This window comes from Methylobacterium sp. Leaf99, from assembly GCF_001422375.1.
Classification (GTDB): Bacteria; Pseudomonadota; Alphaproteobacteria; order Rhizobiales; family Beijerinckiaceae; genus Methylobacterium.
In genome coordinates, this window is record NZ_LMMU01000001.1 from 722,157 (window position 1) to 747,148 (window position 24,992).

Annotated in this window: 25 protein-coding genes; 1 reads left to right on the forward strand and 24 read right to left on the reverse strand. The window is 70.3% G+C overall.

Features of this window, described 5'->3' with window-relative positions:
- Positions 1–38: 38 nt before the first annotated feature.
- The 24 genes from ASF28_RS03295 to flgB all read right to left on the reverse strand — a co-directional run bounded on the left by ASF28_RS03295 (position 39) and on the right by flgB (position 21,726).
- Complete coding sequence (locus ASF28_RS03295; RefSeq protein ID WP_056087607.1) at positions 39–731, reverse strand: class I SAM-dependent methyltransferase; 693 nt, start codon at positions 729–731, stop codon at positions 39–41.
- 122 nt (positions 732–853) lie between these two features.
- On the reverse strand, positions 854–1,921 hold the full coding sequence (locus ASF28_RS03300; RefSeq protein ID WP_056087611.1) for a DUF4214 domain-containing protein: 1,068 nt from the start codon (positions 1,919–1,921) through the stop codon (positions 854–856).
- Between the two features lie 116 nt (positions 1,922–2,037).
- Entirely contained in the window at positions 2,038–2,364 is a 327-nt protein-coding gene (locus ASF28_RS03305) for a helix-turn-helix domain-containing protein (protein WP_056087614.1), read from the reverse strand.
- A gap of 183 nt (positions 2,365–2,547) precedes the next feature.
- Positions 2,548–2,889, reverse strand: a complete 342-nt coding sequence (locus ASF28_RS03310; protein ID WP_056087617.1) for a helix-turn-helix domain-containing protein — start codon at positions 2,887–2,889, stop codon at positions 2,548–2,550.
- 174 nt (positions 2,890–3,063) lie between these two features.
- The gene (locus ASF28_RS03315; protein ID WP_056087621.1) at positions 3,064–3,582 is read right to left on the reverse strand and encodes a hypothetical protein; all 519 of its coding nucleotides are present in this window, start codon (positions 3,580–3,582) and stop codon (positions 3,064–3,066) included.
- Between the two features lie 52 nt (positions 3,583–3,634).
- Positions 3,635–4,435 carry a SapC family protein gene (locus ASF28_RS21410; protein ID WP_082475975.1) on the reverse strand — a complete coding sequence of 267 codons (801 nt, stop codon included), beginning with the start codon at positions 4,433–4,435 and terminating at the stop codon, positions 3,635–3,637.
- 188 nt (positions 4,436–4,623) lie between these two features.
- Entirely contained in the window at positions 4,624–6,243 is a 1,620-nt protein-coding gene (locus ASF28_RS03325) for a beta strand repeat-containing protein (RefSeq protein WP_157085331.1), read from the reverse strand.
- A 32-nt stretch (positions 6,244–6,275) separates the two neighbouring features.
- Positions 6,276–7,094: a DUF4214 domain-containing protein gene (locus tag ASF28_RS21415; RefSeq protein WP_162239976.1), complete on the reverse strand. Its 819-nt coding sequence runs from the start codon at positions 7,092–7,094 to the stop codon at positions 6,276–6,278.
- Positions 7,095–7,627: 533 nt separating this feature from the next.
- Positions 7,628–8,218 (reverse strand): transglycosylase SLT domain-containing protein, encoded by a 591-nt coding sequence (locus ASF28_RS03335; protein WP_082475977.1) that lies wholly within the window; start codon positions 8,216–8,218, stop codon positions 7,628–7,630.
- On the reverse strand, positions 8,172–9,806 hold the full coding sequence (gene fliK, locus ASF28_RS03340) for a flagellar hook-length control protein FliK (RefSeq protein WP_056087633.1): 1,635 nt from the start codon (positions 9,804–9,806) through the stop codon (positions 8,172–8,174). Before fliK ends, ASF28_RS03335 begins: the two co-directional genes overlap by 47 nt.
- Positions 9,803–11,146 carry a chemotaxis protein MotC gene (locus ASF28_RS03345; RefSeq protein ID WP_274533106.1) on the reverse strand — a complete coding sequence of 448 codons (1,344 nt, stop codon included), beginning with the start codon at positions 11,144–11,146 and terminating at the stop codon, positions 9,803–9,805. The genes fliK and ASF28_RS03345 overlap by 4 nt, the downstream gene beginning before the upstream one ends.
- Positions 11,143–12,453 (reverse strand): MotB family protein, encoded by a 1,311-nt coding sequence (locus ASF28_RS03350; RefSeq protein ID WP_056087637.1) that lies wholly within the window; start codon positions 12,451–12,453, stop codon positions 11,143–11,145. The genes ASF28_RS03345 and ASF28_RS03350 overlap by 4 nt, the downstream gene beginning before the upstream one ends.
- Positions 12,454–12,457: 4 nt before the next feature.
- Positions 12,458–13,096 carry a hypothetical protein gene (locus ASF28_RS03355; protein WP_056087641.1) on the reverse strand — a complete coding sequence of 213 codons (639 nt, stop codon included), beginning with the start codon at positions 13,094–13,096 and terminating at the stop codon, positions 12,458–12,460.
- A complete protein-coding gene (gene fliF, locus ASF28_RS03360; protein WP_056087644.1) occupies positions 13,096–14,778 on the reverse strand; it encodes a flagellar basal-body MS-ring/collar protein FliF in 1,683 nt (560 codons plus the stop codon). The genes ASF28_RS03355 and fliF overlap by 1 nt, the downstream gene beginning before the upstream one ends.
- Positions 14,779–15,013: 235 nt before the next feature.
- Complete coding sequence (gene fliP / locus ASF28_RS03365; protein WP_056087646.1) at positions 15,014–15,772, reverse strand: flagellar type III secretion system pore protein FliP; 759 nt, start codon at positions 15,770–15,772, stop codon at positions 15,014–15,016.
- 263 nt (positions 15,773–16,035) lie between these two features.
- A complete protein-coding gene (locus tag ASF28_RS03370) occupies positions 16,036–16,521 on the reverse strand; it encodes a flagellar basal body-associated FliL family protein (protein ID WP_056087648.1) in 486 nt (161 codons plus the stop codon).
- A gap of 27 nt (positions 16,522–16,548) precedes the next feature.
- On the reverse strand, positions 16,549–17,265 hold the full coding sequence (gene flgH, locus ASF28_RS03375; RefSeq protein WP_056087651.1) for a flagellar basal body L-ring protein FlgH: 717 nt from the start codon (positions 17,263–17,265) through the stop codon (positions 16,549–16,551).
- Positions 17,265–17,717, reverse strand: a complete 453-nt coding sequence (locus ASF28_RS23660; RefSeq protein WP_443189724.1) for a MotE family protein — start codon at positions 17,715–17,717, stop codon at positions 17,265–17,267. The genes flgH and ASF28_RS23660 overlap by 1 nt, the downstream gene beginning before the upstream one ends.
- A 347-nt stretch (positions 17,718–18,064) precedes the next feature.
- Positions 18,065–19,165: a flagellar basal body P-ring protein FlgI gene (flgI, locus tag ASF28_RS03385; protein WP_056087654.1), complete on the reverse strand. Its 1,101-nt coding sequence runs from the start codon at positions 19,163–19,165 to the stop codon at positions 18,065–18,067.
- Positions 19,165–19,647, reverse strand: coding sequence for a flagellar basal body P-ring formation chaperone FlgA (gene flgA, locus ASF28_RS03390; RefSeq protein WP_056087657.1), 483 nt, complete (start codon positions 19,645–19,647; stop codon positions 19,165–19,167). Before flgA ends, flgI begins: the two co-directional genes overlap by 1 nt.
- Before the next feature lie 116 nt (positions 19,648–19,763).
- Complete coding sequence (gene flgG / locus ASF28_RS03395; protein ID WP_056087660.1) at positions 19,764–20,552, reverse strand: flagellar basal-body rod protein FlgG; 789 nt, start codon at positions 20,550–20,552, stop codon at positions 19,764–19,766.
- Positions 20,553–20,565: 13 nt separating this feature from the next.
- Positions 20,566–20,916 (reverse strand): flagellar hook-basal body complex protein FliE, encoded by a 351-nt coding sequence (locus ASF28_RS03400; RefSeq protein WP_056087663.1) that lies wholly within the window; start codon positions 20,914–20,916, stop codon positions 20,566–20,568.
- Between the two features lie 10 nt (positions 20,917–20,926).
- The gene (gene flgC, locus ASF28_RS03405) at positions 20,927–21,343 is read right to left on the reverse strand and encodes a flagellar basal body rod protein FlgC (protein WP_056087666.1); all 417 of its coding nucleotides are present in this window, start codon (positions 21,341–21,343) and stop codon (positions 20,927–20,929) included.
- Positions 21,343–21,726: a flagellar basal body rod protein FlgB gene (flgB, locus tag ASF28_RS03410; protein WP_056087669.1), complete on the reverse strand. Its 384-nt coding sequence runs from the start codon at positions 21,724–21,726 to the stop codon at positions 21,343–21,345. The genes flgC and flgB overlap by 1 nt, the downstream gene beginning before the upstream one ends.
- Positions 21,727–21,926: 200 nt before the next feature.
- On the opposite strand from flgB, the gene ASF28_RS03415 reads away from it, so the two are divergent.
- Entirely contained in the window at positions 21,927–24,608 is a 2,682-nt protein-coding gene (locus tag ASF28_RS03415) for a heparinase II/III domain-containing protein (protein ID WP_056087670.1), read from the forward strand.
- Positions 24,609–24,992: the final 384 nt, after the last annotated feature.

Here is a 24,992-nt window from a genome sequence, read left to right on the forward strand (position 1 = left end):
GTATCCCTGCGGGCCTTCGGAGCTCGGTGGCGCGCCGGTCAGACACCGGTGATGCGGTTGGCCTTCACCTCGGTGCTGCCCTCGCGGTTGTTGCCCTTCTTCAGGAACGCAAGGTTGTGGTAGAAGTGCAGGCCCGTCAGGGTCGTGTCGAACGACGAGGGCTGGTAGGTCGGCTGGTGGCGCTCTTCCCAGTTGAGGGCATCGACGAGGGATTTGAGCACGCCCATCGAGGTCTGGGGCGAGTTGAGGTCCGAGATCCGGCCGCCATGGTTGGGCCAGTACGCCGTCTGCAGATCCTCGACGATGTACCAGCCCTCGGGCTTCACGTACTGCCACAGCATGTAGAGCGACGCGATGACGTGCTCGTTCTGATGGCTGCCGTCGTCGATGATGACGTCGAAGCCCCCCGGGAAATCGTTGAGCATCCGGGCGATCGCGACGGGGTCGGCCTGCGAACCTTTATAGACCCGGACCCGCTCGCCCGCGTGCGGGGACTTGTCGTAATAGTCGAGCCCGACGATCTGGGCGTTGGGAAAGTAGTCCCGCCACATGCGAAGGGACGCGCCCCCGGCCTCCGGGTCGCCGTAGCCGCCGATCCCGATTTCGAGGAGCGTGATCGGCTGCTGGCGCAGGCTTTCGAGGTGGGTGGCGTAGGGCCCGGCATACCAATGCCCGTTCCACTTGTCGGAGCCGTGCTCGGTCGCGAGCTGCGCCAGTTCCTGAGTGGACATCGGTCACGTTCCATACGGTTGAGCGCTCGCGCGCTCGGCGGATCGCATCAACCACGGGCGCTCGTCGAGCGTCAAGGTGACCGGGCCCGGAAGATGCGACGCGGCGGCGAGCGGCGCGCCGCTCAGATGTCCCAGGTACTGGACGAGATCTCGCGCAGCTTGTTCAGGTAGGCGGACTGGTTGAGGTTCTCCGGGCTCTCGGAGAAATGGATCAGGACCTGTTCGCGGCTCATGCCGGCGTTCATCGTGTTGGTCCAGTGCTCGAAACCGGCCGCCTCCGGCGCGCGGTCGAGGACGTTGAGGTACATCCGGGTCACGAAGGTTCCGTTGGCCATGACGTCGTCGTCGCCGAAGCGGGTGGTGAACTCCTCGCTGTCGAGGAACTGCCGCGCCATCTCGGTGAACGACATCCCGCCCTCGTACTGGTCGATCCAGTTGTTCAGGCCGCCGCGGTCGAAGCTGCGATCGAGGCCGGCCTCGTAGAGGCGCGCGACCTTCACGATGTAGTCCGGCACGATCGGGGCCGCCGCCGGCATGAGATAATCGTTGGCGGACATCCAGGTCTGGAGCTGCCCCCAATGGCCGGAGACGTCGGCCGCGAAGATCGCCGTCGAGACGACGCCGACGAGGGTGGGGCCGGAAGCGCCCTGATACCACACCGGCCCGCCGCTGTTGCCCGGATTGGCCTCGACATCGGCGTTGAAGTGGAAGACGCCGTCCCGCTCGTAGCCGCTGCCGGTGTCGTCGGTGAGCTGGATGCCCTTGGTGCCCCTGTACTTGCCGGGATAGCCGGTGACGTGGACGTCGCCGCTCGCGTAGGCGGGGTCTAGGCCGAAGGACCCGGTCCTGTCGCTCAGGCGCTCGGCGAAGCCGAGGATGGCCACATCCTCGTCGGCCTCCGTCGTCGACACCAGGCCGTCGCGGTTGGCGTCCCACAGGTAGTAGTTGAGCAGCTTGGCCTCGTAGGTCCCGAACGGGCTCGCGCCGTTGTCGTAGCCCGGCGCCACGGTGACCTTCGTGGCCGTCCCCCGGACGGCGTTCCAGACCACGTGCGACGCCGTGAGGACGTCGTTCACGCCGACGACGGCGCCGGAGGCCGTCTGGGTGTAGCCGTCGGCGAACGTCGCCGTGATGAAGGCCACGGCGCGGAACGGGCTTGTCGTGCTGGCGCCACCCACGAGAATCGTCATCGCCCGTCCCTAGCCGCGAACCGGATGCGTGATCCGGAACCGGCCCCATAGCATGCGGCCGAAATCGGCCCGTCGCGTCGTGTGAAGGTGTAGGACCGAGGGTCTACGGCCGCGGCTCAGGCCGCGTTGGCGGGGATCGCTGCGTCGGCCTCGACGAACAGGATGCCGTAGGTGACCGGATCGTAGAACCGCATCAGGCTGCGGACAAAATCCTTGACGTCGACCCCGAGGGCCTCGGCCCAGACCCGGTAGCTGTCCGGCGGGATGCGGCCGCGGCCGGTCTCGATCTGGGAGACGAAGGTGTAGAACTCCACCTGGATCAGTGCGGCGAGCTGGCGCTGGGACAGGCCGGCGGCCTCGCGCAGCTCGCGAATGTAGCGCCCGCCCTCACGCCGGAGTTCCTGGACCTCCTCGGAGGCCAACTTGGTCTGGTGGGCGTACATCGATCGTCACGGTCTCGAGAAAAATCCGCCTGATTTGTCGGCGGCTCAGTTTAGCGCAAACCATACCCCTGGCAAGCCATCCCCCCCCAAAGCCGGGACGACATCCGGAAGGTTTTTGTGCGTTCCAAGCTGAGGAAAGGAGGTTCTTGCCCTTCCCCTAGACGGGACCGGGCAAGCCGAAGCTCAGAGGCCGGTCCGCACCGCCTCGCCCAAACATCGGCGGGCGATGACGTCGGTGTTCAGGATGTTGTAGGTCACCGGATCGTAGAACTGCATCAGGTCGAGGACGAAATCCTTGACGTCGACACCGAGGGCATCGGCCCAGAGCTGGTAGCTGTGCGGGGGAATACGGCCGCGGCCCGTCTCGATCTGGGAGACGAAGGTGTAGAACTCCACCTTGATCAGGGCGGCGAGCTGGCGTTGCGTCAGCCCCGCGGCCTCGCGCAGCTCGCGCACGTAGCGACCGCCCTCGCGCCGCAGTTCGAGGACGTCTTCCGTCACCAGCTTGGTTTGATGGGCATACATCGCTCGGGTACCGGCTCGCAGCGCGTGGCGCGCCGCAGGAGTTACGCGAAATCCATACCATGCGCCAAGGCGGAAAACCATGCCACGCGTATGACAAAGGCGAGCAAGTCCTCCCCTTTGTTTTCGCGGGGACGATCTATCCGCCGCGGCCGCGCGTCGCGGCACACGGTTGTGTCAGTTGAGGACGATTTCCGTCTGTCCCGGTTCGAGCCACGCCGCCGCGACGGCGATGTTCCAGCCGGCGGCCTCCGCGTGCTGGCCGAGGGCCTCGACGATGCGGTGGACCTGGCGCCGGTCGAGGCTGAGGGCGACGAGGGGCCCGGCGTCGCGCAGGCCGATCTCGAAGGAGGCGGGCGTGACGGTGATGTCGATGGCGCCGACGAGGCGGGGCGCCGGCAGGTCCGGCAGCGCCACGGCCTCGGCCTGCGGGGCCGCCCCCTGGCCGTAGAGGGCGTCCTGGTGCTCCATCAGGACGATGTCGTCGCGCAATTCCGCCGGGGCCTGGACCGCGAGGGCGTTGGACCGCTCCAGGAGCTGGGCGAGCCCGTTGAACAGCCGGTCCGTCAGCCGCCGCGTCAGGGCGACGTGCACGGCCTGGCCCCGCGCATCGGCGGCGAGGAGCGTCAGCCGGTCCTCGGCCTCGGCATAGGCGAACCGCAGGCTGGCGGCGACGATGGGAAGGGTGGGGGCCATGGGCGCCTTGGGTTTTCTTTTTTAAGATCTGCGTGCGGAGGCGGGCGACCGGTCAGGTCTTGCCGACCTTGCTCCAGTCCCAGTCGATGGTGCTGTCGTCGGGCAGCGCGATCATCGGCTTGACTTCGGCCCTGGCCCGTTCGGCGGCCTCGGCCTGGGCGCGGGCCTGGGCGAGCTTGCCGAGATCGGCGAGGTTGCCCATGGAGAGGAGCTGGGCGTAGGCGACGCCGATAACCCCCGCTCGGCGAAGCTGATTGAAGACGTTGTCCTCCAACCCGTTCAAGGCGGCTTCGTTGATGCGGCTTAAACCAGCAACTTCCTTGGTTCCGGCCTCTTCCTGTATGGAGATCGGCCATGGCTCGATCACACCAGCCGAATACAGCTCTTTGCAAGCCCTCGCGAGGATCGCCTCACTTTTCGTAGTCTCCTGCAAAAAGTCCCAAACTTGCTGGACAGCTGGACTGGGTTCACCTGTTTCCTCGAAGAAGCTCTCTCCCTCGACGCCATCAACGATTAGGCCGCTTGCCTCGTCGATGCCAAGGATCATCTCGCCGGCTTCATTTGGTCCAATCCGGAAAGGGTATGCCCGGAACAACGCTGGGACGTAAGCAGCAATCCACTGACCATTGTCGGCAACGTAATAGTTCTGCCCCTGCACTAAACCAAAAAGGGCTACGAGCGTCCAGTCTCCATTCGACTCGACGAACGCTAAAGGGAGCGCAAGGGCTGCTTTAGCGACTTCCGCAGCCGCAAGTGGGGCGACAGTGGTATTCGCAGCAAAAGTGAAATCGGTATAACGGTGCCACTTCAGCTTTCCGTGGCGAGAGCGGGCGACAGGTTGAATGCTGCTCATCAAAGCTTCCTCGGAATAAATAAGCCAAAAGATTTGAAGCCCGTAATCTAAAACACCATAATCTTCTGTGCCTTTCGCAAGTCGAAGGGCGTAGGCCGCATGAGAACTTCTAAGGTGGGTCTATCCCAAACAAAAAGGCGGGAGGCCATAAGCCTCCCGCCAATTAATCGACTTATTTTACACGAACGTTAGACGGTCGTGAAAGTGAAGTCCTGGTTGTTCAGAGCACCCGTCACGCCCGTGATAGCGATGATGGTGTCAGTCGCCTGGATCGTGTTCGTTGCATCATTCACGATGGCGTAGCGGCCAGCCAGCGCACCGGCAGTAACCGTCACGTCATAGATCTGAGCGGTCGTGGCGTTAGACACGACACCAGCACTCGCTCCCTGAACAGCAGCCGTCAGGGTGTCGAAGTCAGCAGCCGTCGCGACAGTCACGGCGGTGACGTTAGCAACGGTTGCAGCAGTGAAGGTGAGGCCCGTACCGAAGGCACCGGCAGTACCGCTCAGCTGGATGCTATCACCAGCGGCCGTGCCATTCCCGGCAAAATCAGTGATCTTGTCGATGTTTGCAGTCGTGGTGTTGGTGCCAGCGAAGCCTGCACCCTTCGTGTCTGCGCGAGTGGTGAAAGCGAACACGTCGTTACCAGCATTGCCGGTAATCGTGTCTGCACCAGCACCAGCCGTGAGAATGTCAGCAGCGGTACCACCGCGGATGACATCGTTCTGGCCCGAACCATTGATGGTCAGGATGCCAGTAGCCGCCGCGCCGTTCACCAAGCTACCCGATGCCGTACCGGCAGCGAGATTGACGGTGAGAGCGTCAGCACCAGTGATGTTGACCGACGAGTTATCGCTGTTGGTCAGCGAGAGCACGTTGGCGGTGGTGCCGTTGGACGCAACGTTGATGGTGCCGATGCCGGTGGTTACGAGCGCACCCACAGTCACACCGCCAGCGAGCGACACGTCCACTGAGTTCGTGCCGATGGCCGGCGAGAGCGTCAGTGAAGCAGTGCTAGCCGTGAACCCAACGCTGCTGCCGGTCTGCAGCTGGCTGATCGTCGAGGTCGTGGCGGCAGTATCGATAGAGAAGGCTTTGAAGTTCGAAACGGTGGACGCATCGAGAGTGATGTTGGCGTTAAGGCCAAGGGTTTCAAAGCCGGTGACGGCATTGAGTCGGGCAGCTTCAGTACCGGTCAAAACGGTGTCGAAGATGCCGATCTTGTCGATACCTGCCCCACCGTTCAGCTGCGTACCAGCAGTGAGCGTAGCAAAAGCATCATCACCCAGCGTCAGCGTGTCGTTGCCGGCGCCACCAGTGAAAGCAAATGCAGCGGCAGTGATGCCGGTCGCATTGAAGTTCACCGCACCAGTTGCAGCAGACGCATTCACGGTGGTGAGGCCAGCCGGAGCAGCAGTGATCGTGGTAGCGCCGCCACCAGTGATGTTGACGGTGCGAAGCGCAGTACCGGTATCGGCAAGGCTGATGAAGTTGTTGCCGGTCGAACCGAGGTTCAAGGTAGCAACGCCAGTGCCCGTCACGTCGATGTCGAGGTCGTTGAGCGAGCCCAAGACAGTGGAAGTAGCAGCAGCACCAACACCTTCAATGTTCAGCGACAGAGAAGTAACGGAAGCAGCAGAAGCGATAGCTACGCCACCCGTGTTAGCAGTATCCGCAGTGTTATCACCATCGGTGATATTACGGAGGGTAAGCGACTGGTTGGCACCAACCGTAGCAGTGACCGTACCGGCAGCAATCGTCGTGCCACCCTCAAGGGTGAACGAGGTCAGGCCAGCGATGCCGGACACGTCACGCGACTCCTGAACGGTGTCAACGATGATCAGGTTCTCAACGTTCGTAAGAGTCGGAACGTTCGTGGTTCCAGCGGTCGAGATGATGCGGACAGTGTCCGTACCAGCGCCACCGTTGATCGAGTCGCCAAGGGTCGAGGTCGAGAGGCGGGGGTCGTTCCATCGACCGTGCCAAGGAACGTGTCGTTACCAGCCGTGCCCGTAAGGGTATCGATACCGGTGGTCAGAGCGAAAGTCGAACCAGTGTTACCGGGGGTGTTCGGCTGACCGTTCTGAGCGGTGTAGATCGAGCCGGTGTAGACAGCCGTACCCTGAGCGGCGTTCAGCTGGAAGCCGTTCACGGCCGCGTCGGAGACCGAGATGGCTTCCTGCGACTGCGAGACGAGATAAAGCGCGCTGCCACGGGTGATGCCAGCGGAGTTAACATAGCCATCGACTTCACCGGAGGACGCTGCGCGGCCGAGGATGGTGCTGTAGAGGGCCTGGACGTAGGCGGCGTCGACGGCGGTGCCGGTGCCGAAGCGGTTGGTGAACTCGGTCGACTGCGCGAACATGTTCGACAGGTTCTGGTAGGTCGCCGCCGACGGGCCGAGGGCCCGGACGAAGTTCTCAGCGTTCTGCAGACCGGCCTGATCGGGCACGCGGCCGAAGGCGGCCTGGTAGAAGCGGATGACCGGATCGGCGATCTGGTCGGCCTCACGGGAGTTCGAGATGGTCGAGAAGATCTGGGCGTCCGTGAGGGCGCCGGACTGGGACACGGAGAAGTAGGAATTCTCGTCGCTGGCCGAAGCAGCGCGACCCAGAGAATTCTGGAACGCTACCTGAATCTGTGCTCGTGAAAGAGCCATGGGGCATCTCCTGGTGGTTATCAGCCCGGCTAAGGCGCCGGTCCGCCCGTGATCTTCGCTAACGCTTCGACCTTCGGTGGAACACCGGATACAGCGACCTATATACCGCCGCAAGGGGATTCTTGGGTTCCGGCCGCCGGGTTTCGCAGGGTGTGCAAAACCGGCGGGCCGGCGTTGCCGAAACATCACAAATCCGGCCGCCCGGGACGGGACCGTCGCGCCGTCCCGGGCCGGCGCCGCGCCGGTCCAGCCCCCCGGCGTGCGCCGGTCCGCGGCGACCGCGGACGGAACGGCGCGGCCCGTCCCATCCCCGCGCGCGCCGTTCCGCCTTGCCGCGCGCGCGCCGGCGGTGGGGCGGGCCGCGCTCCGCAAAAGTCCGCCCCCGTTTCGAGGCGGGGAACGGGGGGACCGCGACCGGCGCGGCCTGTCGGGACCGGACTGCGCCGAGCGCCGCGCCGTCCCGAATCCCCTCCCCGGCCACCGGACCGACAAGGTCCCCGGCGGGCCCACGGGCCTCCGCCACCGGCGGTCAATCAGGACTGGCAGAAGCTCCTGGCCCCCGGCGTCCAGGTGCCGAAGCCCGACGCGACCATGTTGGCGATGACCCGGCAGACATAGGTCTTCTGGGCGGGGTTGTTGTTGGGGCCGGCATGGTAGCGGGCGACCGCCAGGGTCCAGCTGCCCTCGCGGGCCTTCAGCTCCTTGAGGAAGCGGGTGGCGTACTCGACGTTCTGGGCCGGGTCGATCATCCCCTCCAGGGAGGCGAACTTCGCCCGGTGGTAATGGTGGTTGATCTGCATGCAGCCGAGATCGACGAGCTTCACGCCGCCGCGCTGCGCCTCGGCGAGGCGGGCCAGCACGTCGGCCGCGTTGGTGCCGAAATACGCTTTGCCGGCGATGTTCATGGCGTAGGGCTGGAGCGAGCCGCGGTTGCCGCTCTCCGTCAGTCCGACGGCGTAGAGCACGCCGAGGGGCACGCCGTGCTTCGTCGCGGCACTGGCCATCTCGCGCTCGCAGACCTTGCTCGCCGCCGGGGGAACGCCGGCCAGGGCGGTGCCGCAGACGACGGCGATCCCGCTAAAGGTACAGGCCGCTGCGGTCAGGGCCGGAAGCATTCGTCTCATGGGTCCGCTCGCTCGTCAGGTCGGTTCGGTCGTCCGCGGAAGGGGCGCCGGGGCGCCGGGACGCCTGGTCGGGGTCGGCGCCAGCCTGGGCCTGACCGCCGGCCTGACCGCCCGCCTGGAACGGCGCGCCGGAATTCTGCCGGCCGCCGTCACCCTGGGGGGCACCGCCCGCTTCGTTCGCCCCGATGGTGACGCCGTCCGGCTGGTAGCCGGACTGGCGCAGCAGGTCGGCGAGGAGGGCGCCGTCCTGGCGCAGGAGGGCGGCCGTCTCCGCGCGGCTGGCGTGGAGGCTCATCTCGAGCTGGCCGTCGCGCAGGCGCATCCGCACGAGGACGGTGCCGAGGTCCATCGGCCGGAGCTGGATGGTGAGGAGCCGCAGGGGTCCCTCGCCGCCCGGTGTCGTGGCGGCGGCGCCGGCCGTGGCGGACGGGCCGGCCAGTTCGGCGGCCACCGCCTCGGCGACCTGGCGGGCCGGCGTGCCGAGGGGCGCGCCGGACGGCGGCGCGCCGCCCGGCGCCGGGGCGGCGGGCGCGAGGGCTTCGCTCGGGCCGGACTCCGCGGTGGCGACCTCCCCCGGGGACGGGCCGGCGGCCTCGACGGGCGCCGCCTGTCCGGCGATGCGCTGGGCAGACGGCGAAGCCACGGCGGTCTCCTGGGCCGCCGCCCCGGATTCGGCCCGGCGCGCTCGTCCGGACGGCTCCGCCGCGGCGGCGCGCGGCGATCCGGCCGCCGTCACCGGAACCCCGGCCTGGGTCGCGGCAACGCCGGCTTGGGTCGCGGCGGCGGGCGCGGATGGGCCGGCGACGGGCGCGACGTCCCGGGGCGACGTTCCGTCGCGCGGAGCCTCCGTCGCGGCAGCCAGGGCCGGTGCGGCGGCGATGGAGGCCGGGGCGCCGGCGAGCCCTGCGACCGCCGGGTTCGTGGCGGCCGGGATCGCGGCGGCCTGACCGGAGACCAGCCTCGGCTTGACCGGTGCGAAGTGGGTTTCCTGCTGGAGGACCGTTACCTGGGGGCGGGCCTCGACGACGCCCGGCGACCCGGGGCCGCCCTGGGCCGGGATGCCCTCAGACGGGAGGCCCTGGCCGAGGACGCCCCCGACCGGCAGTCCCCGAACGCCGTCCTGCGCACGCCCGGTCTCCCCGGCCGCGCGGACGATTCCGGCGGCGAGCTCCGCCACCCCGGCCGCGGCGGCCGCGCCCCGCCCCGACGGGGCCTGTTCCGACGCGGTTGGCCCGGCCGCCGTCGCGGCCGCGCCGGTGGGAGCGGCCGACGCGCCGGGCACCGCCCGGGCGATGAGCGCCAGTAGGGCCGCCGGGTCCAGGGCGGTCGCCGGCGGGACGGTGCCCGCCTCGACGGGCCCAACGGCGTCGGGAAGGGGTTTGGCCGCCTCGGCGGCCGCATCGTCCGCCGTCTTCGCGTCGCGGCGGGCCGCATCCTTGGCCGGGCGCCCCTCCTTGAGGGCACCGAGCACGGCGCCGAACGCCCCCGCGGCGGCCTCCGGGGACGCCTCGGCGGCCTCCGCCCCGCCCCGGGGCGCCACGGCGTCCGGGGGGCGCGGGGCCGGCATCGTCGCAGCGAACGTGTTCATCGGCCGCTCTTCCTCATCAAGTCGTCGATCTGATCGATCGCCCCCTGCGCCCGGGCGATGGCGGAGGGGGTCGGGACTTCGCGGGCCACCACCTGGGTCGGCACCGGCGGGAGCGGGGCGACGGCCGGCACGCCCGGCACGTCGCGGATCTCCCGGGCGGTGGCCAGGGCCGCGTCGAGGAGGTCGCGATCGGCCGGCGCCAGCACGGACCGGTCGGTCATCCGCAGGGTCTCGACGCTCTCCTCGAACCGGCCGTCCACCACCACGAGGGCGGCGGCCCGGTACAGGCGGGCCCGGACCGCCGCGACGGTGCCGGGCTCGGTCAGGGTGACGGTGCGCTCGGCGGCGAAGACGGCGGTGGCGTTCTTGCCCTGGTCGAGGGCGGCGCGGGCCACCAGCAGGTAGAGGTCGCGCCGGCCATCCGGCTCGATCTCGTCGAGCATGGCCTGGAGCCGGGCGAAGCGGCCCGCATCGGTGCCGAAATCGAGGCGGGTCAGGGCGGCGGCGAAGCGCTGACGGAAGTTGCCGGCGTAGACCGAGTGGCGGAACCGGCGCAGGTACTGGATCGCCAGGGCCTCGAACTTCGCCAGATCGTTGCCCTGGGCCAGGACGAAGATCTCCCGGCGGAGCGCCCCTTCCTCCACCAGGGTGCCGGGCGCCAGCAGGCGCGCGAGATCGAGCAGGCGGATCGACTGAGCGGGATCGTCGCGCACCACCAGGGCCGACTGGGTCAGGGCGAGCTGCGCCCCGAGGCCGACGGGCACGGACGCGGCGTCGATCTTGGTGAGCAGGGTGCGGGCCTCCTTCTCGCGGCCTTCGAGGAAGGCGAGGGACCCGAGCACCAGGGGCGTGCTCTCCGCCGGCACCTTGGCGGAAGCGAGGATGTGGCGCAGGAGCGCCGGCCCGCCGCCGCCGAGGGCGAAGGTCACGGCCGCGCGGATGTTCACCGGGTCGGCCCAGGCGTCGGGCTCGAGGGCGCGCATGCGGTCCTCCGCATGGGCCAGGAGGGCGCGCTGGCCCGTATGGGCGGGCCCCGAGCCTTGCGCGATGCGGTCCTGCAGCAACTGCAGGGTGCGGACCATCTCGACGGGCAGGGTGTAGGGCTTGACCGGCAGGGGCTCGATGGCGGCGGCGGGTGCTGCGGCGTGCCCGCCTGCGTCGTGGGACTCGGCGGCGCGGGCTGATTCCGCGAGGGTCATGGCCACGATGAGGACGGCGAGACGCGACCACCGTGCCGCGGTCGCCCACCGGGTCGATCCGGGCGCAGGTCCCCCTCCTTTCGGGAGAGGGGGCCGGTCGCGATCACGCCCCCCCCAGAGATTCCACCGGAACGGGCTCACTCCGGCCGTCCGCGCAGAAGAATCTCGATGCGGCGGTTCTCGGCGGCCTTCGGGTCGGCGGGGTTGCGCGGCTGGCGGTCGGCATAGCCCTCGATCCGCTCCAGGCGGGCATCGGCGAGGCCGCCGCGCACGAGCATGTAGGAGGCCATCTGGGCGCGGGCCGAGGACAGGCGCCAGTTGTCGTAGGTCTCCGAGCGGAACGGCCGGCCGTCCGTGTGGCCGCGCACGACGACCTGGCCGGGCCGGTCCTTGAGGATGCGGGCCACCTGTTCGAGGGCGCGCACCACCTTGGCCTGGGGCTCGGCGGAGCCGACGCCGAACATGCTGAATCCGATGTCGTCCGTGAGGCTGATGAGGATGCCCTCACCCGTGCGGCGCACCTCGACATGCGGCGCCGGCGCGGCGCCCTGGGACGGCACCGCCTTGGCGATCTCGGCCTTGATCGCAGCGACGGCGGCCGTCTCGGCGGCCTCCGCGACCTTGGCCGCGTTCGCCTCCTTGGCGTCCCGTGTCTCCTTGGCGGTTTTCGACTCCGCGGGTTTCGACTCGGCGGCCTCGGCGGGCTTCGGCGTCAGGTTCGCCGGCAGCCGGATTTCGCCGTCCTCGGGCAGGGCCGAGGCGAGCTGGACGGGGGCGGCCTTCGGCGCGCCGGCCGATCCGGCGCCCTTCGACGGCACGGTGGCGGCGCGGGCGTCGAGGCGGGCCTCCTGCGGCAGGGGGCTGACGGTGGCGGTCGAGCCCGGCTGCTCCGTCCGGGCCTTCGTCACGGGGGCGACCTGCCAGTAGAGCGGATCGAACGGATCACGCGCGGCCTCGCCGCCCTTGAAGCCGGGCTCGCCCGTCTCGGACGCCACGGTGTCGGCACTGGCGGATTCGGATTCGGCTTCCGCCGCGAGCTTGGCCAGCACGGCGTAGGGGTCCTGGAACAGGGCGGCCTCGCGGGCACGGCTGCCGGGGGCCGCGTCGGCGCCCTTGCCGTCGCCCTTGCCATCCCCCCTGCCGCTCCCCTCGCCCTTGCCGTCCTCCGGCTTGCCCTCCTCGGGGATCGGCTCGCCGGGGGTGTTGGTGGGGTCGCGCACGCCCTTGCGGTCGAAGGTGACGTCGGCGAGCTTCACCGGGTTGAAGTACTGGGCGATGGCGCTCTTCGTCTCCTTGGTGGTGGAGCCGATAAGCCACAGCACCAGGAACAGCGCCATCATCGCCGTCATGAAGTCGGCCAGCGCGATCTTCCAGGCGCCGCCGTGGTGAGCTTCCTCGTGGTCGCTGTGGCGCTTGATGATGATGATCTCGTGGTGGTCGTCCGCCATCGCGTCAGGCTCCTTCGACGGCGGCGGCGAGCAGGCCGGCCCAGGCGCCGAGCTGCGTCTCGATGATTGTCTGGTCCGCCCGGATCGTGACCTCGACGGCCTCGGAAGGGTGGAAGGCCACGCTGGATTCGCCCGCGCCGAGTTTGCCCGCGAGCGCGTCGAGGAGGTCGGCCGGTCCGCTGATGCGCACGGGGGCGTGGCGGGGGTCGGCGAGGAGCTGCGCCAGGGTCAGGGCGAGGTCGTCCACGGCCTGGCGCCGGAGGCCCGCCGTCAGCACGGGCACCAGCAGGGTGCCGACGCGGTCGGTGAGCTGGCCCCCGAGGGCCTGGAGCGCGGCGGAGAATCCGGCGGCGAGGCGATCGCCCTCGGCGGCGCACCATTCCCCGCGCGCGGCGGCGAGGCGGGCGTCGAAATCGGCCTGGGCGAAGGCGAGCGCCGCGGCGGATTCACTTTGCGCCTGGGCCCGGCCCTCGGCCCGGCCGCGGGACGCGGCCTCCGCCAGGAGGGCGGCGCGATCCTCCGGCGGGGGCGCGGGAGCGGGCGGCGAAGCGGCGCGCAGGAGAAGGGCGAGGCCGTCCGGGGGGCGGTGGCCGGCGGGGGCGACGGAGAAGTCGGGCAGCAGGCGGGCGATCGCGGCGGCCATCACGCGGCCTCACGCAGGAGCCAGCGCTTCAGGATCTCGGCGGCCTGGGCCTCGTCGGTCTCGATCATCTGCTCCAGGCGCTTCTGGGGCGAGCGGGCGAGCTTGTCGGCGAGGTCCTCGATCATGCCGGCGACGCCGCCGGCGGGGGCGGCCAGGCTCGGGACGTCGCCGGCGGCCCCGAGGGCCAGGGCCGGCGCGGTGCCGTCGGCCAGGGCCGCGTTGCCGTTGGCGGCGGCCGTCGCGGCGGCGAGCGCCAGGACCTCTTCCTGCTGGGCGGCGGGGATCTCCAGGATGGCGCGCATGGCCGGGCGCAGGCCGAACCAGATCAGCAGGCCGGCCACCAGCAGGATGGTGCCGGCGTTGATGAGGGTGGCCGACTGGCGCATCAGCACGTCCGTCAGCCCGAGGGGCGGCACGGCTTCCAGGGGCTGGCCGTCGTTGACGAAGCCGACGGCCGCGACCTTGACGTTGTCGCCGCGCTCCTTGTTGAAGCCCGCGGCCGAGCCGACGAGCTGCTCGATCTCGGCGACCTGGGCGTCGATCTGGGCCTTGGTGGCGTCGGGGCCGGCGAGGGAGGCGAGGCGCGCCCGGTTGACGAGGACCGCGACGGAGATCTGGCGGATGGCGTAGCCGTCGCTCACCGTCTGAATCGTCTGCGAAGAGATCTCGTAGTTGGTGAGATCCTCGCGCTTCTGGGTCTCGTTGCTGGAGGAATCGTTGCCGTCCGAGCGGGTGCGGGCGTCGGGCAGGTTCTGCGCGGCCGAGGTGGTCTTGTTCGCGTTGCGGTTCTGGGCGTTCTCGGTCTCGCGCACGGCCCGGGTCGAGCGCTCGACGCGCTGGTCGGGGTTGAAGATGGTCTCGTTCTTCACGGTCTTGTCGGTGTTGAGGCGGGCGGCGACGCTGACCTCGAAGTTGCCGACGCCGAGATAGGGCGTCAGGGTCCGGCGGATGTTGTCCTGGACCTCGTGGCCGATGGTCTTCTCCAGGGTCGCCATCTTGCCCGTGGGCTGGGCGTTGGCGTCGTCGCCCGACAGGAGCAGCGACCCGTCCGAGCCGATGACGGTGACGCGGTCGGGCTTCATGCCGGGCACCGCCGAGGCGACGAGGTGGCGGATGGACTGAGCGCCGCTGACGTCGTCGGCGGGCTCGGTGCGCACCACCACGGAGGCCGAGGGCGGCTGCTGGTCGCGGCGGAACGAGCCGCGGTCGGGCAGGACGATGTGGACGCGGGCGGCTTTCACGCCCTTCATGCCCTGGATGGTGCGGGCGATCTCGCCCTCCAGGGCGCGGACGCGGGTCACCTCCTGCATGAACGAGGTCATGCCGAGCGACCCCAGATCGTTGAACAGCTCGTAGCCGGCTTTGGCGCTCTGCGGCAGGCCCTTCTCGGCGAGCAGCATGCGGGCCGTGGCGGTGTTGCCGTAGGCGACGAGGACGGCGGCCCCGTCGGCGCTGACGTCGAACGGGATGTTGGCGTCCTTCAGGACGGAGCCGATGCGCCCGACATCCTCGCGGCTCAGGCCGGTGTAGAGGGTCTCCTGGGCCGGGCGGCTGAGATAGTACGCCCCGAGCCCGACGGCGAGGAAGACCACCACGCCGATGAGGGAGAGGGCGGCGATGCGCCGGCCTCCGAGGGCGAGGATGTTGTTCCAGAGCCTTTCGGCGTGTTGGAGACCGGACATTCGGTGGGCTGCTCCGCTTCAGACCCGCGATCTGATGAAGCCCTTTTCACGAGGCTGCCTTGCGCGGAGATTGCGCCGCATCGTGAAAACGTGATGCCGGGCGGGAACCTTCGGCGCCGACCGGATCTCCGTGAGCAGGGCTCGGGGAGATCCGCCCGTGCGACGGCACGGCGGCGGTCGTCCGCCGGACCTCATCGATCCCGACCTTCGGTTGTGATCGATGAAGGCAGATTCCCTAGAAGAACGATCGCACCAGCCCGCTCACCAGCATGTTCCAGCCGTCGATGAGGATGAAGAACAGCACCTTGAACGGCAGGGAGATGACGGTCGGCGGCAGCATCATCATGCCCATGGACATCACCACCGTGGACACGATCATGTCGATGACGAGGAACGGCAGGGCGATGAGGAACCCGATCTCGAAGCCGCGCCGCAGCTCCGAGATCATGAAGGCCGGGATGAGGATGCGCAGGTCGACGGTCTCGCCGCCCTCGGCCTTGGGAATGGTGCGGCTGGCCAGATCCGTGAAGGTCTGGAGGTCCTTCGGGCGGACATGCGCCACCATGAACTCGCGGAACGGCTCGACGATCTTGGGTATCGCCTCGAGCTCGGTGATCTTGTTCTCGGTGAGCGGGCGCAGGCCCTCGTTCCAGGCGCGGTCGAAGGTCGGCGACATGACGTAGAACGTCATGAACAGGGACAGCGACACGAGGAAGATGTTGGCCGGCGTGCTCTGGAGGCCGAGACCCGAGCGCAGGAACGAGAACGCGATGGCGAACCGGGTGAAGCTCGTCACCATCACCAGGAGGCCCGGTGCCAGGGACAGCACCGTGAGCAGGGCGACGAGTTGCAGGATGCGCCCGCTCGCGGCGCCGTTGCCGGCGGGCAGCAAGGCATCGAGGGCCGGCAGGCCCGTGGCCGACTGCGCCCCGGCCGCGCCCGTGAGGGCGAGGGTGGCGGCGAGGGCGAAGGCGAGGGTGGTGATGCGTCTCATGGGGGTTCCGGTCGGTCACATCGAACGTTGCGCATCCCCTCGCCCCGCCTGCGGGGAGAGGGTCGTGCCGACCTCGTCGTCGGCACGACGAGGCGGCAGCCGACGGAGAGGGGGCGCCTCCGGATCGGGCTCATCCGGCCACGCCCCCTCACCTTCGCTTCGGCTTCGCCTCCCGCTCGTCGCAGGCACTGCGAGGTGCCTGCGACCCTGTCCCCGCACGCGGGGAGGGGGGATGCGCGCCATGGACCGTGCTGATCAGCCCGCTACTGCACCACCAGCATCTCGACGATGAGTTCGCGCACCTGGCCCTTGGTGCGCAGGGCGACGCGCTCGTTGAGGTCCTCGCGCAGGTGCTGGAGGCCGCTGGCGCCCTCGATCTGCCGCAGGGAGACCGTGCGCAGGTAGGCGACGATGTCGGCCCGGATTTCGGCGAGCGCCACGTCGGGGTTGGGCACCGCGCTGGTCTTGAACACCACGGAGGATTCGAGGCGCACCCAGGTGTCGCCCGAATCCGCGAGGTTGGTCACCACGGAGCCGACAGGGCGCAGCGACAGGTCGCCGGTGTACTTCAGCACCTTGACCGCCTTGCTCTCCGCATCCTTCGTCTTCACGTCCACCGCCTTCTCCACGGTGGAGAGAAGGTACAGGCCGAGGCCGCCGCCGGTGCCGATGGCGACGAGGCTCACCAGGGCCAGAACGGCGATCCAGCCCTTGCCGCCGCCCGTCTTCGTCTCGTCCTTGGCCGCCATCGTGTGGGTTTCCGAAGAAGGGGGCCGTCAGAACGGCGCCAGGGTCTCGAAGATCTGCTGGCCGACGGTCGGGCCCTGCACGTCGGTGATGCGCCCGCGCCCGCCATACGAGATGCGCGCCTCGGCGATCTTGTCGTAGTCGATGGTGTTCTTGCGCGAGATGTCGCGCGGGCGGACGATGCCGGCCACGTTGAGGACGCGGACCTCGTTGTTGACCCGCACCTCCTGCGAGCCGGAGACGACCATGTTGCCGTTGGGCATCTGCTCGGTGACGATGGCGGCCACCGACAGGCGCAGCACCTCGGAACGGTCGATGTTGCCCGCGCCCTTGGTCTCCGTGCCCGAGCGGATGCCGGCATCCGCCGTGGCCGCGTCCTTCATGCCCGAGACGCCGTAGCCGAAATCGAAGCCGAGACTCGACTTCTGGCTGCGCGAGCGGTCGCTCGAATTGCCGAACTGGGCCTTGTCGTCGATGAGGATCGACACCGTGATCACGTCGCCGACGCTGCGCGCGCGCGGGTCCTGGAACAGGTCGACGCCCGAGGGCGACCAGGTCGAGTGGTAGGTCCGGCGCGAGAGCGACCCGAAGGTCGTCGGCAGGGCCTCGCGCGGCGGGGACAGGCCCGTGCCGATGGGGGTGAGGAGCGGCGGCTGGCCCAGGGGGTCCAGGGGCGCGCGGCAGGCGCCGAGGCCCGGCGCGAGGACCGCCAGGACGAAGCCGACGCACAGACGGGTGGCGGACATCAGGACTTCTCGCTTTCACGGGCTTTCTTGCCGGCATCGGTCATCATCCGGGCGAGCTGGGCGGCGCGGGCCGCCTCCATCTCGCTCAGGATGGCGCTCGCCGTGCGGGCGTTGAGCTTGGTCAGGATCGCGGCCGCGCCCTCGTCGGGCATGTTGGCGAGCTGGAGGGCGGCCGCGTCGGGGCGCATCTTCTGGTAGATCGCCACGACGCCGGTATCGGCCTTGGCGAGGAACTCGTTGCGGCGGGCGAGCCAGGTCTCGTACTCGGCGCGCTTCTCCTCCAGGCGGCGGATGCGCTCGTCGACCTGCCTCTCCAGGGTCGCGAGCTGCTCCTTCTGCCAGGCGAAGCGGGCATCGGCCGCCGCATCCGCGATGCTGGCGCAGTAGGCCGACGGTTTTGCCGCGGGTTTTGCGGGCTCGGGCGAGGCTTCGGGAGCCCGCGCCTCGGCCACCTGCGCGACCTCCGGGGGCTTGCTGGATTCGGCGACGGGCCTGACCTCGGGCGTCGGTTCGACGGGCCTAGTCTCGGCGAGCTTGGGCTTGGCCGCGGCGGCCTTCGGAAGCGGCCCGGGATTCAGGCCCGACACGGCCGGCTTGCCGCCCTCGGACCTGCCGCTTTCCGACTTGCCACCCTGGGCCCGCACCGGACCGAGGCCGAGGGAAACCACGGCCAGGAGCCCCAGGACCGCCAGCATCCGCGCGGCCATCAGGGCGAGCCACCGCGACGAGACGGCCGGTGCGCGGCCAGGGACGACCATCCGGGCGGCCTCGCCGGCGATGCGCGGCGGTTTCGTCGAACTCATTGAACCACGAGCTCCGCCTGGAGGGCCCCGGAGGTCTTCACCGCCTGGAGGATCGAGATGATGTCGCTGGGTTTCAGGCCGACGTTGTTGAGGCCGCGCACCAGGGTCTGGAGGTCGGACCCGCCGATGATCGCCATGCGGCCGGACTGCTCGTTGACGGCCACCTCCGTGCGGGGAACCACCGCCGTGACGCCGTTGGAGAAGGGTGCCGGCTGGGACACCTCGGGGGTTTCCGTCACCCGCACCGTGAGGTTGCCGTGGGTCACGGCCACGGTGGAGATTTGGACGTTGCGCCCGATGACCACGGTGCCGGTGCGCTGGTCCACCACCACGCGGGCCGGGGCGTCGGGCTGGACGGTGACGTCGCCGATCTCGGCCACGAACCGGGTCTGGGTCACCTGCGGCGGCCGGACGAGGGCGATGGCGCGCTGGTCGCGGGCGGTGGCGACCCGGCGGCGGAAGCGCTGCAGGGCGTAGGCGTTGATGGCGTCGGCCACCATGGTGGCGGTCTTGAAGTCGGGGTTCTTCAGCTCGAACACGAGTTCGGGCAGATCGCGGAACGTGCCCGGCACCTCGCGCTCGATCATGGCCCCGTTGGGGATGCGGCCGGCGGTGGGCACGCCCTGCGTGATGGTCTCGGCCGCGCCGCCCACGGCGAAGCCCGAGACGGCGAGCGGTCCCTGGGCCGCCGCGTAGGTGAGGCTGTCACCGCCCATGAGCGGCGTCATCAGCAGGGTGCCGCCCTTCAGGGAGGTGGCGTCGCCGAGCGACGTCACGGTGACGTCGATGCGCGAACCGGTGCCGGTGTAGGGCGGCAGGTCGGCCGTCACCATCACGGCGGCGACGTTGCGGGTGCGCAGGCGGGCGTCGCGGACGTTGATGCCCATGCGGTCGAGCATGGATTGCAGGGACTGCTCGGTGAACTGGGCGTTGCGGAGCGTATCGCCCGTGCCCTGCAGGCCGGTGACGAGGCCGTAGCCCACGAGCTGGTTGTCGCGCACGCCCTTGAGGTTGGCGATGTCCTTGATGCGCGTGCCCATGGCCTGCGCCGGCAGGGCGGCGAGGATCAGGGCCAGGACGAGGAACCCGAGGCGCATCACTGGCCGGCGCCGGTGCGGATGCGTCCGTCGGCCATCACCGTGCCGAGGACGATGCGCCCCGTATCGGCGTTGCGCACCCGGATGGTCTCGCCGAGGCCCCCGTTCTGGAGGGGCGAGCCGACGGCGGTGATGAGCAGGCCCTGCTCCTCGAACACGATCTGCGTCGCCACGTTGCGGCTGACGAGGCGGGGGTCCTCGACGGCGTTGACCGGCACGGGCTCGCCCGGCAGCAGCATCCGCCGCGCCGTGCGCCCGGCGATGGCCATGGGCGCGTCGATGACGGCGGTGCGGGCCTTGAAGCTCTCGGGATAGGTCTGGAGGCGCAGCATCCCGGGCTTGATCACGTCGCCGGCATAGATCGTCACCGTGGGCACCGGCAGGAGCAGGTCGGTGGCCCGGGACGGGGCGGCGCCGGCCAGCGCGAGCACCAGGGCCGCGAGGCCGCCGGCGAGTCCGCCTCCGAAGGTCGTGTGGCCCATGGTGGTCGTGCCTTGATGTGAAAGCCGGGGCGCCGCGGGCGGCCGGTCCGCCGTCGCCGGCCGGGTTCGGTGTCGCTGGGATCGGGGAGAAATCGGAAGGGCGGCGCCCGCTGACGTCAGCGGATGCCCTTCGAGACGGTGCCGGCCATCTCGTCGGCCGCCTGGATCACCTTGGAGTTCATCTCGAAGGCGCGCTGGGCGGTGATCATGTTGGTGATCTCCTTGACCGGATCGACGTTGGAGCTCTCGAGATACCCCTGCTGGATCTTGCCGAAGCTGAGGTCGCCGGCGACGCCGGTCACGGCGGCGCCCGAGGCGGCGGTCTCGCGGTAGAGGCCGTTGCCGAGGGGCTCGAGGCCGGATTCGTTGGCGAAGTTGGCGAGCGAGAGCTGGCCGATGTTCTGCGCCTGGACCTGACCGTCGATCTTGGCGAAGACCTGACCGGACCCGTTGACCACCACGTCGACGGCGTTGGCCGGGATCGTGATCGCCGGCTCGACGGTGTAGCCCTCCAGGGTCACGAGCTGCCCGGTGTTGTTGCGGTTGAACGAGCCGGCGCGGGTGTAGTTGATCTCGCCGTTGGGGTTGGTGATCTGGAAGTAGCCGCGCCCGTTGATGGCCATGTCGAGCTGGTTCGCCGTGTTGGCCAGCGGCCCCTGGCGGTGCAGGTTGCGGATGGCGGCCGTGCGCACGCCGAGGCCGAGCATGGCGCCCTCGGGCACCGGCTCCTGGCCGGCCTGGTTCGGCACGCCCTGCTGGCGCTCGGCTTGGTAGAGCAGATCGGTGAACTCGGCCCGCGCGCCCTTGAACCCGGTGGTGTTCAGGTTGGCGATGTTGTTGGCGATGACCTCGAGGTTCATCTGCTGGGCGTTCATGCCCGTCGCGGCGATGGCGAGTGCTCTCACGGCTGGGGAATCCTTAGATCGGCATGCGGCTGAGTTCGAGGTAGGCGGCGACGACCTTGTCGCGCACGGCGATGGCGGTCTGCAGGCTCTGCTCGGCGGACATCACCGCCTCCACCACCTGCTGCGTCGAGGCCTTGCCCTGGATGCCCGAGATGGCGGTGGCCTCGCCGGTGCGGAGCGAGGTCCGCACCCCGGCGGCGAGCTGGGCCATGACGTCGCCGAAATCGGCACCCGGCAGGGCGCCGCCCGCGGACGCCGCCGGCATCGTGGCGAAGCTCGCCGGCCGCAACGGGGCGGCGGCGCTCGGGCCGGAGAGGCCGGCGGCCCTGTCGAAGGCCGACAGCGAGGCGAGGGCGTCGATCATCGGCGGGGTCTCACGGTCTCAGGAGGTCGATGATGCCGGAGACCATGGCGCGAGCCTGCTTGATCACCTGCACGTTGGCTTCGTAGGAGCGGTTGGCCTCGCGGATGTCGGCCATCTCGATCAGGGTGTTGACGTTGGGCAGCTTGACGTTGCCCTCGGCATCCGCCGCCGGGCTGCCCGGGTCGCGCTCGATGCGGAACGGGGCGTCGTCGGTGCCGATGCGGCGCAGCTTGACGCTGGCGCCGCCGGCGGCCCGGTCCAGGGCGGCGGTGAAGCTCACGGTCTTGCGCGAATAGGGGTCGGCCCCGGGGGAATCGCCCACGGACTGGCTGTTGGCGACGTTCTCGGCGGCGATGCGCAGGCGCAGGGACTGCGCCTCCATGCCGGCGCTGGCGAAACGGGTCGAGGCGGCGAGGGGATCGATCATCAGCTCCGCACCGCCGCCTTGAGCATCCGGTCGAACGCCTTCACGATGCCCATGTTGAGGCTGTGGTCGCGGCTGACCTCGCCGGCCTTGAGCATCTCCTGCTCCAGCCGCACGGAACTCGACGTCGTCAGGGCGTCCCAGGCGTCGGCCGCGGTGACGGCCTTCGTCGGGATGCGTCCGTCCTCGGAGGCGACGTGGGCGCTCGCCGTCATCGTGAGGCCGGTGGCGCCGGTGCGGGCCATCACGTCGGCGAAGGGCACCACGTCGCGCGCCTTGTAGTCGGGCGTGTTGGCGTTCGCCACGTTGCTGGCGATGGTCGCCTGCCGCACGCCGAGGTAGCGTGCCTGCTGCGAGGCGAGGTCGAAGAGATAGACGCCTGTCACCGCGAGCTCCGATCGGATTCCATCGTCGTGTCCTAGGGAACCAATCTTGTCCCAGGCTGACGAAAGCGTGATGGGCCCCGTCAGCTTGACAGGCGCGACCCGGGCGCCTCAGTGGCCGGAACGCCCGCGCCGCCCCGACCCCGACCTTCGAGCCGTCCCATGCCGATCCCGACCCCGTCCCGCGCATCCGGCCGGTCCGCTTGAGCGAGACCGGCGCCCGGCGCCCGCGGACCGTGCGCCATGCCGGGGGCGCCACCGTCGGACCGGGCGAGGACGAGCACTGGATTCCGGCGCGGAACCGCTTCTCGCGGGTGGTCCTCACCTTTCCCGACCTCGTCGGGGACGCGTGGTGCAGCGTCGCGTTCCGCCTCGCCTGGGACGCGGAAGAGGCCGCCGCGAACGCCCTCGACTTCGCCCTGGCGGGCATCGACGCCGTGGCGCCGGACGGATCGAGCCTCGATTTCGACCACGTGCCGGGCCTCGACCGGACCCTGCTCGACCCGCACGGCACCTGGATTTCCGGCCCGGCCTACCTGCCGGCGGACGCGCAGCCGCTCCGGACCGGCCGCGTGCGCTTCGCCTTCCTGCTGCCGGCCCCCGCCGCCGGGATCACCCTGACCGTGCGGTCCTGGCGCAACACGAAGCCCTTCACCGTGGCGCAGGCGACCCTGTCGCAGGGCGCCCCCTCCCCCGCTCCGAGGCCGCGGCGGCGCCTCGGGCCGGAGCCGGACTGGATCGGCCACGCCCTGGTTCCGGGCTGCGGCCTCGTCCTGCGCGGGCAGATCTTCACCGCCGCCCCCGGCGCCCACGCCGCCCTGGCGCGGGTGGTCTACCGGGACGCCCACGGCGCCGTGCTGCCGCCGCCCTATCCGGGGACGATCGCGGTGCCGGCGCTCGGCGCCCTCGTCGACCTCGCCGCCCACCAGCAGGCCCGGCGCTTCACCCTGGAACTGGCGCCCGTGCCCGGCGCCGACCGGGTCGAGGTCGGCTTCGCCACCTGGGAGGACGGGGGCCCGGAGGCTGAACTCCTCGCGGCCCCCGAGATCGCCCTGGAGGACCGCCTGCGCCTGGAGAGCCTGTGCGGCGACGATGCCCTGGCGGCGCCCGACTTCCTCGCCCGCCTCGCCGAGCGCCTCGGGCTGCCGGCCGCCGCCCTCGCCGGCTGGTGCCCGAATCCGGAGGCGGCCGCCGCGATCCCGCAGGTCCTGGCCACCGCGAAAAGCCTGCAGCACGGCGACGGCGCCCCGCGCACGGGCCTCGACCGGGTGCTGCGCCTCGGCTCACACCCGGCCTGGACCGTGCCCGAGGCGCCCGATTGGACGGAGGACCCGTTCCGGTCGGTGGCGTGGCGGATCGCGTACCAGGGGCTCGACTGGCTCGTGCCCCTGGCGAACACGCCCGGCGGGGCGGCGACGGCCCTCAACCTCGCCCTGTCGTGGTCGCGGGCCAATCCGTGGGGATCGCCCGCCGACGGCCTCGCCCTGCACCCCTCCGCCCTCGCGGCCCGGACCGAGACCCTCGTCCACCTCCTCGCGCGCGCCGGCAAGGCCGGCGGCCCCGCCTCCCTGGTGCTCACCGGCGAGGTGGTGCGCCACGGCTTCGCCCTGGCCGAGATCGTCGGCCAGAACACGTTCGGGCAGGCGCTCCATCAGATCCAGGCGGCGGCGGTGCTGGTCGGCGTCGCCCGCGCCCTGCCGCGCCTGCCCCTCGCGGCCCACTGGCTCGGCCTCGCGCGAGGGGGGCTGCGCGCCGGCCTCGAGGCCCAGCTCGACGCCGGGGGGCGCTTCTCGGACCCCTCCCTCCATCAGCGCCTCGAACGCGTCACGCTCCTGCGGGCGCTGGCCCAGGGCCTCGAGGCGGACGATCTCGCCCCGCTCCTGGCGGCGCGGGTCGCCAAGGCCCTGCCCGGGCTCGCGCGGCTGCTCGATCCCGGCGGACGCCTGCCGCCCTTCGGCGACACCCCGCCCGGCGGCGATCCGGCGGGCTGGATCGGCCGCCTCATGGCCCGGTCCGGCAGCGCCCTCGTGGTCGAGCGCCGCGACCCGCGCGGGCGCCCCGAAGCGAGCGCCCCGCCCCTGTGGTCCGAGGCCGGCACCGGCATGATCGCGGCGCGCTCCGACGCGCCGGGGCGGGGCTGGTCGCACTTCGCCTGCACCTTCGCGGGCCAGGGCCTCTCCGGACAGGGCCTCTCGGGACAGGCCCATCGCGACTGCACCTCCTTCGTTCATGCCAGCGAGGGCGTGCGCTGGATCGTCGAGGCCGGGGGCTCGGGCCAGATCGAGACGGGCGCGGCGCGCCACCACATCCTGTCGGCCCACGGCCACAACGTCGCCTGGCCCGACGGGCGCGAGCCGGGGGCCGGCGCGGCCTGGGCCGCCGGATCGATCCGCCTCGACGGGGCCCAGGCCCACGCCATCGGCACCTCCGTGCACGGGCCGGACTATCGCCACACCCGCGTCTTCGTCCTCCTCGACGACCTGTCGGGCCTCGCGGTCCTCGACCGGTTCACCGCCGGGGACCGGCCGGTGACCTTCGAGGGGCTGGTGCATGTCGGGCCGGAGATCGTGGTGGCGCTGGCGGGCCCGCGCCGGGCGGTGGCGCAGGCGGGACGCGCCCGGCTCTCCTTCGTACCCGTGGCCCTGACGGGCCGGCCCGCCGGCCTGTCGCTGGCCATGGGCTGCAACGAACACCCGGGCGCCCTGCGCGGCTTCGTCTCGGGCGGCCCTGGCCCGCTCCAGCCGACGGGCGTCCTGCGCTACGCCGTCGCGGGCCGGGACGGCGCCTGCGGCGGCCTGCTCATCGCCGCCGACGCGGCGCGGGAAGCGCAGCTCGGCCGCCTCGTGGTCGGCGAGGCGATGGCACGGCTGCTCGCGGGGACCTGACCTCGCCGCCGATCGGGTTCCGGCGAAGGGTCCTGCTCGATCCGCACCGGCGCAGGCATAAGGCCCGACAAACGATTGCTGCCGATCAGTCGCCGAATCACTTTCCCGAGAGAACACGATCGTGTTATTGCTTCTTTATCGATCGTTCGAAGTTGAACTACTTAACGAAGCGATGATTTTTCGCAAAAATTATAAACCTGTGTTATCCACGTCCCTCTCGATGCGTCGGTGATCGCTTCTTGGCGCGGAACCCGAATTCGGTCATCGCATTGAGGCTCAGTCCGACTGCCGACGACGAACAAGCGCGCGGCTCACCGGAAACGTCGTCCGGCACGCGGGAGGTTGCACGTTCCCTGAGACGCACCCGACGCCAGCACATCATCC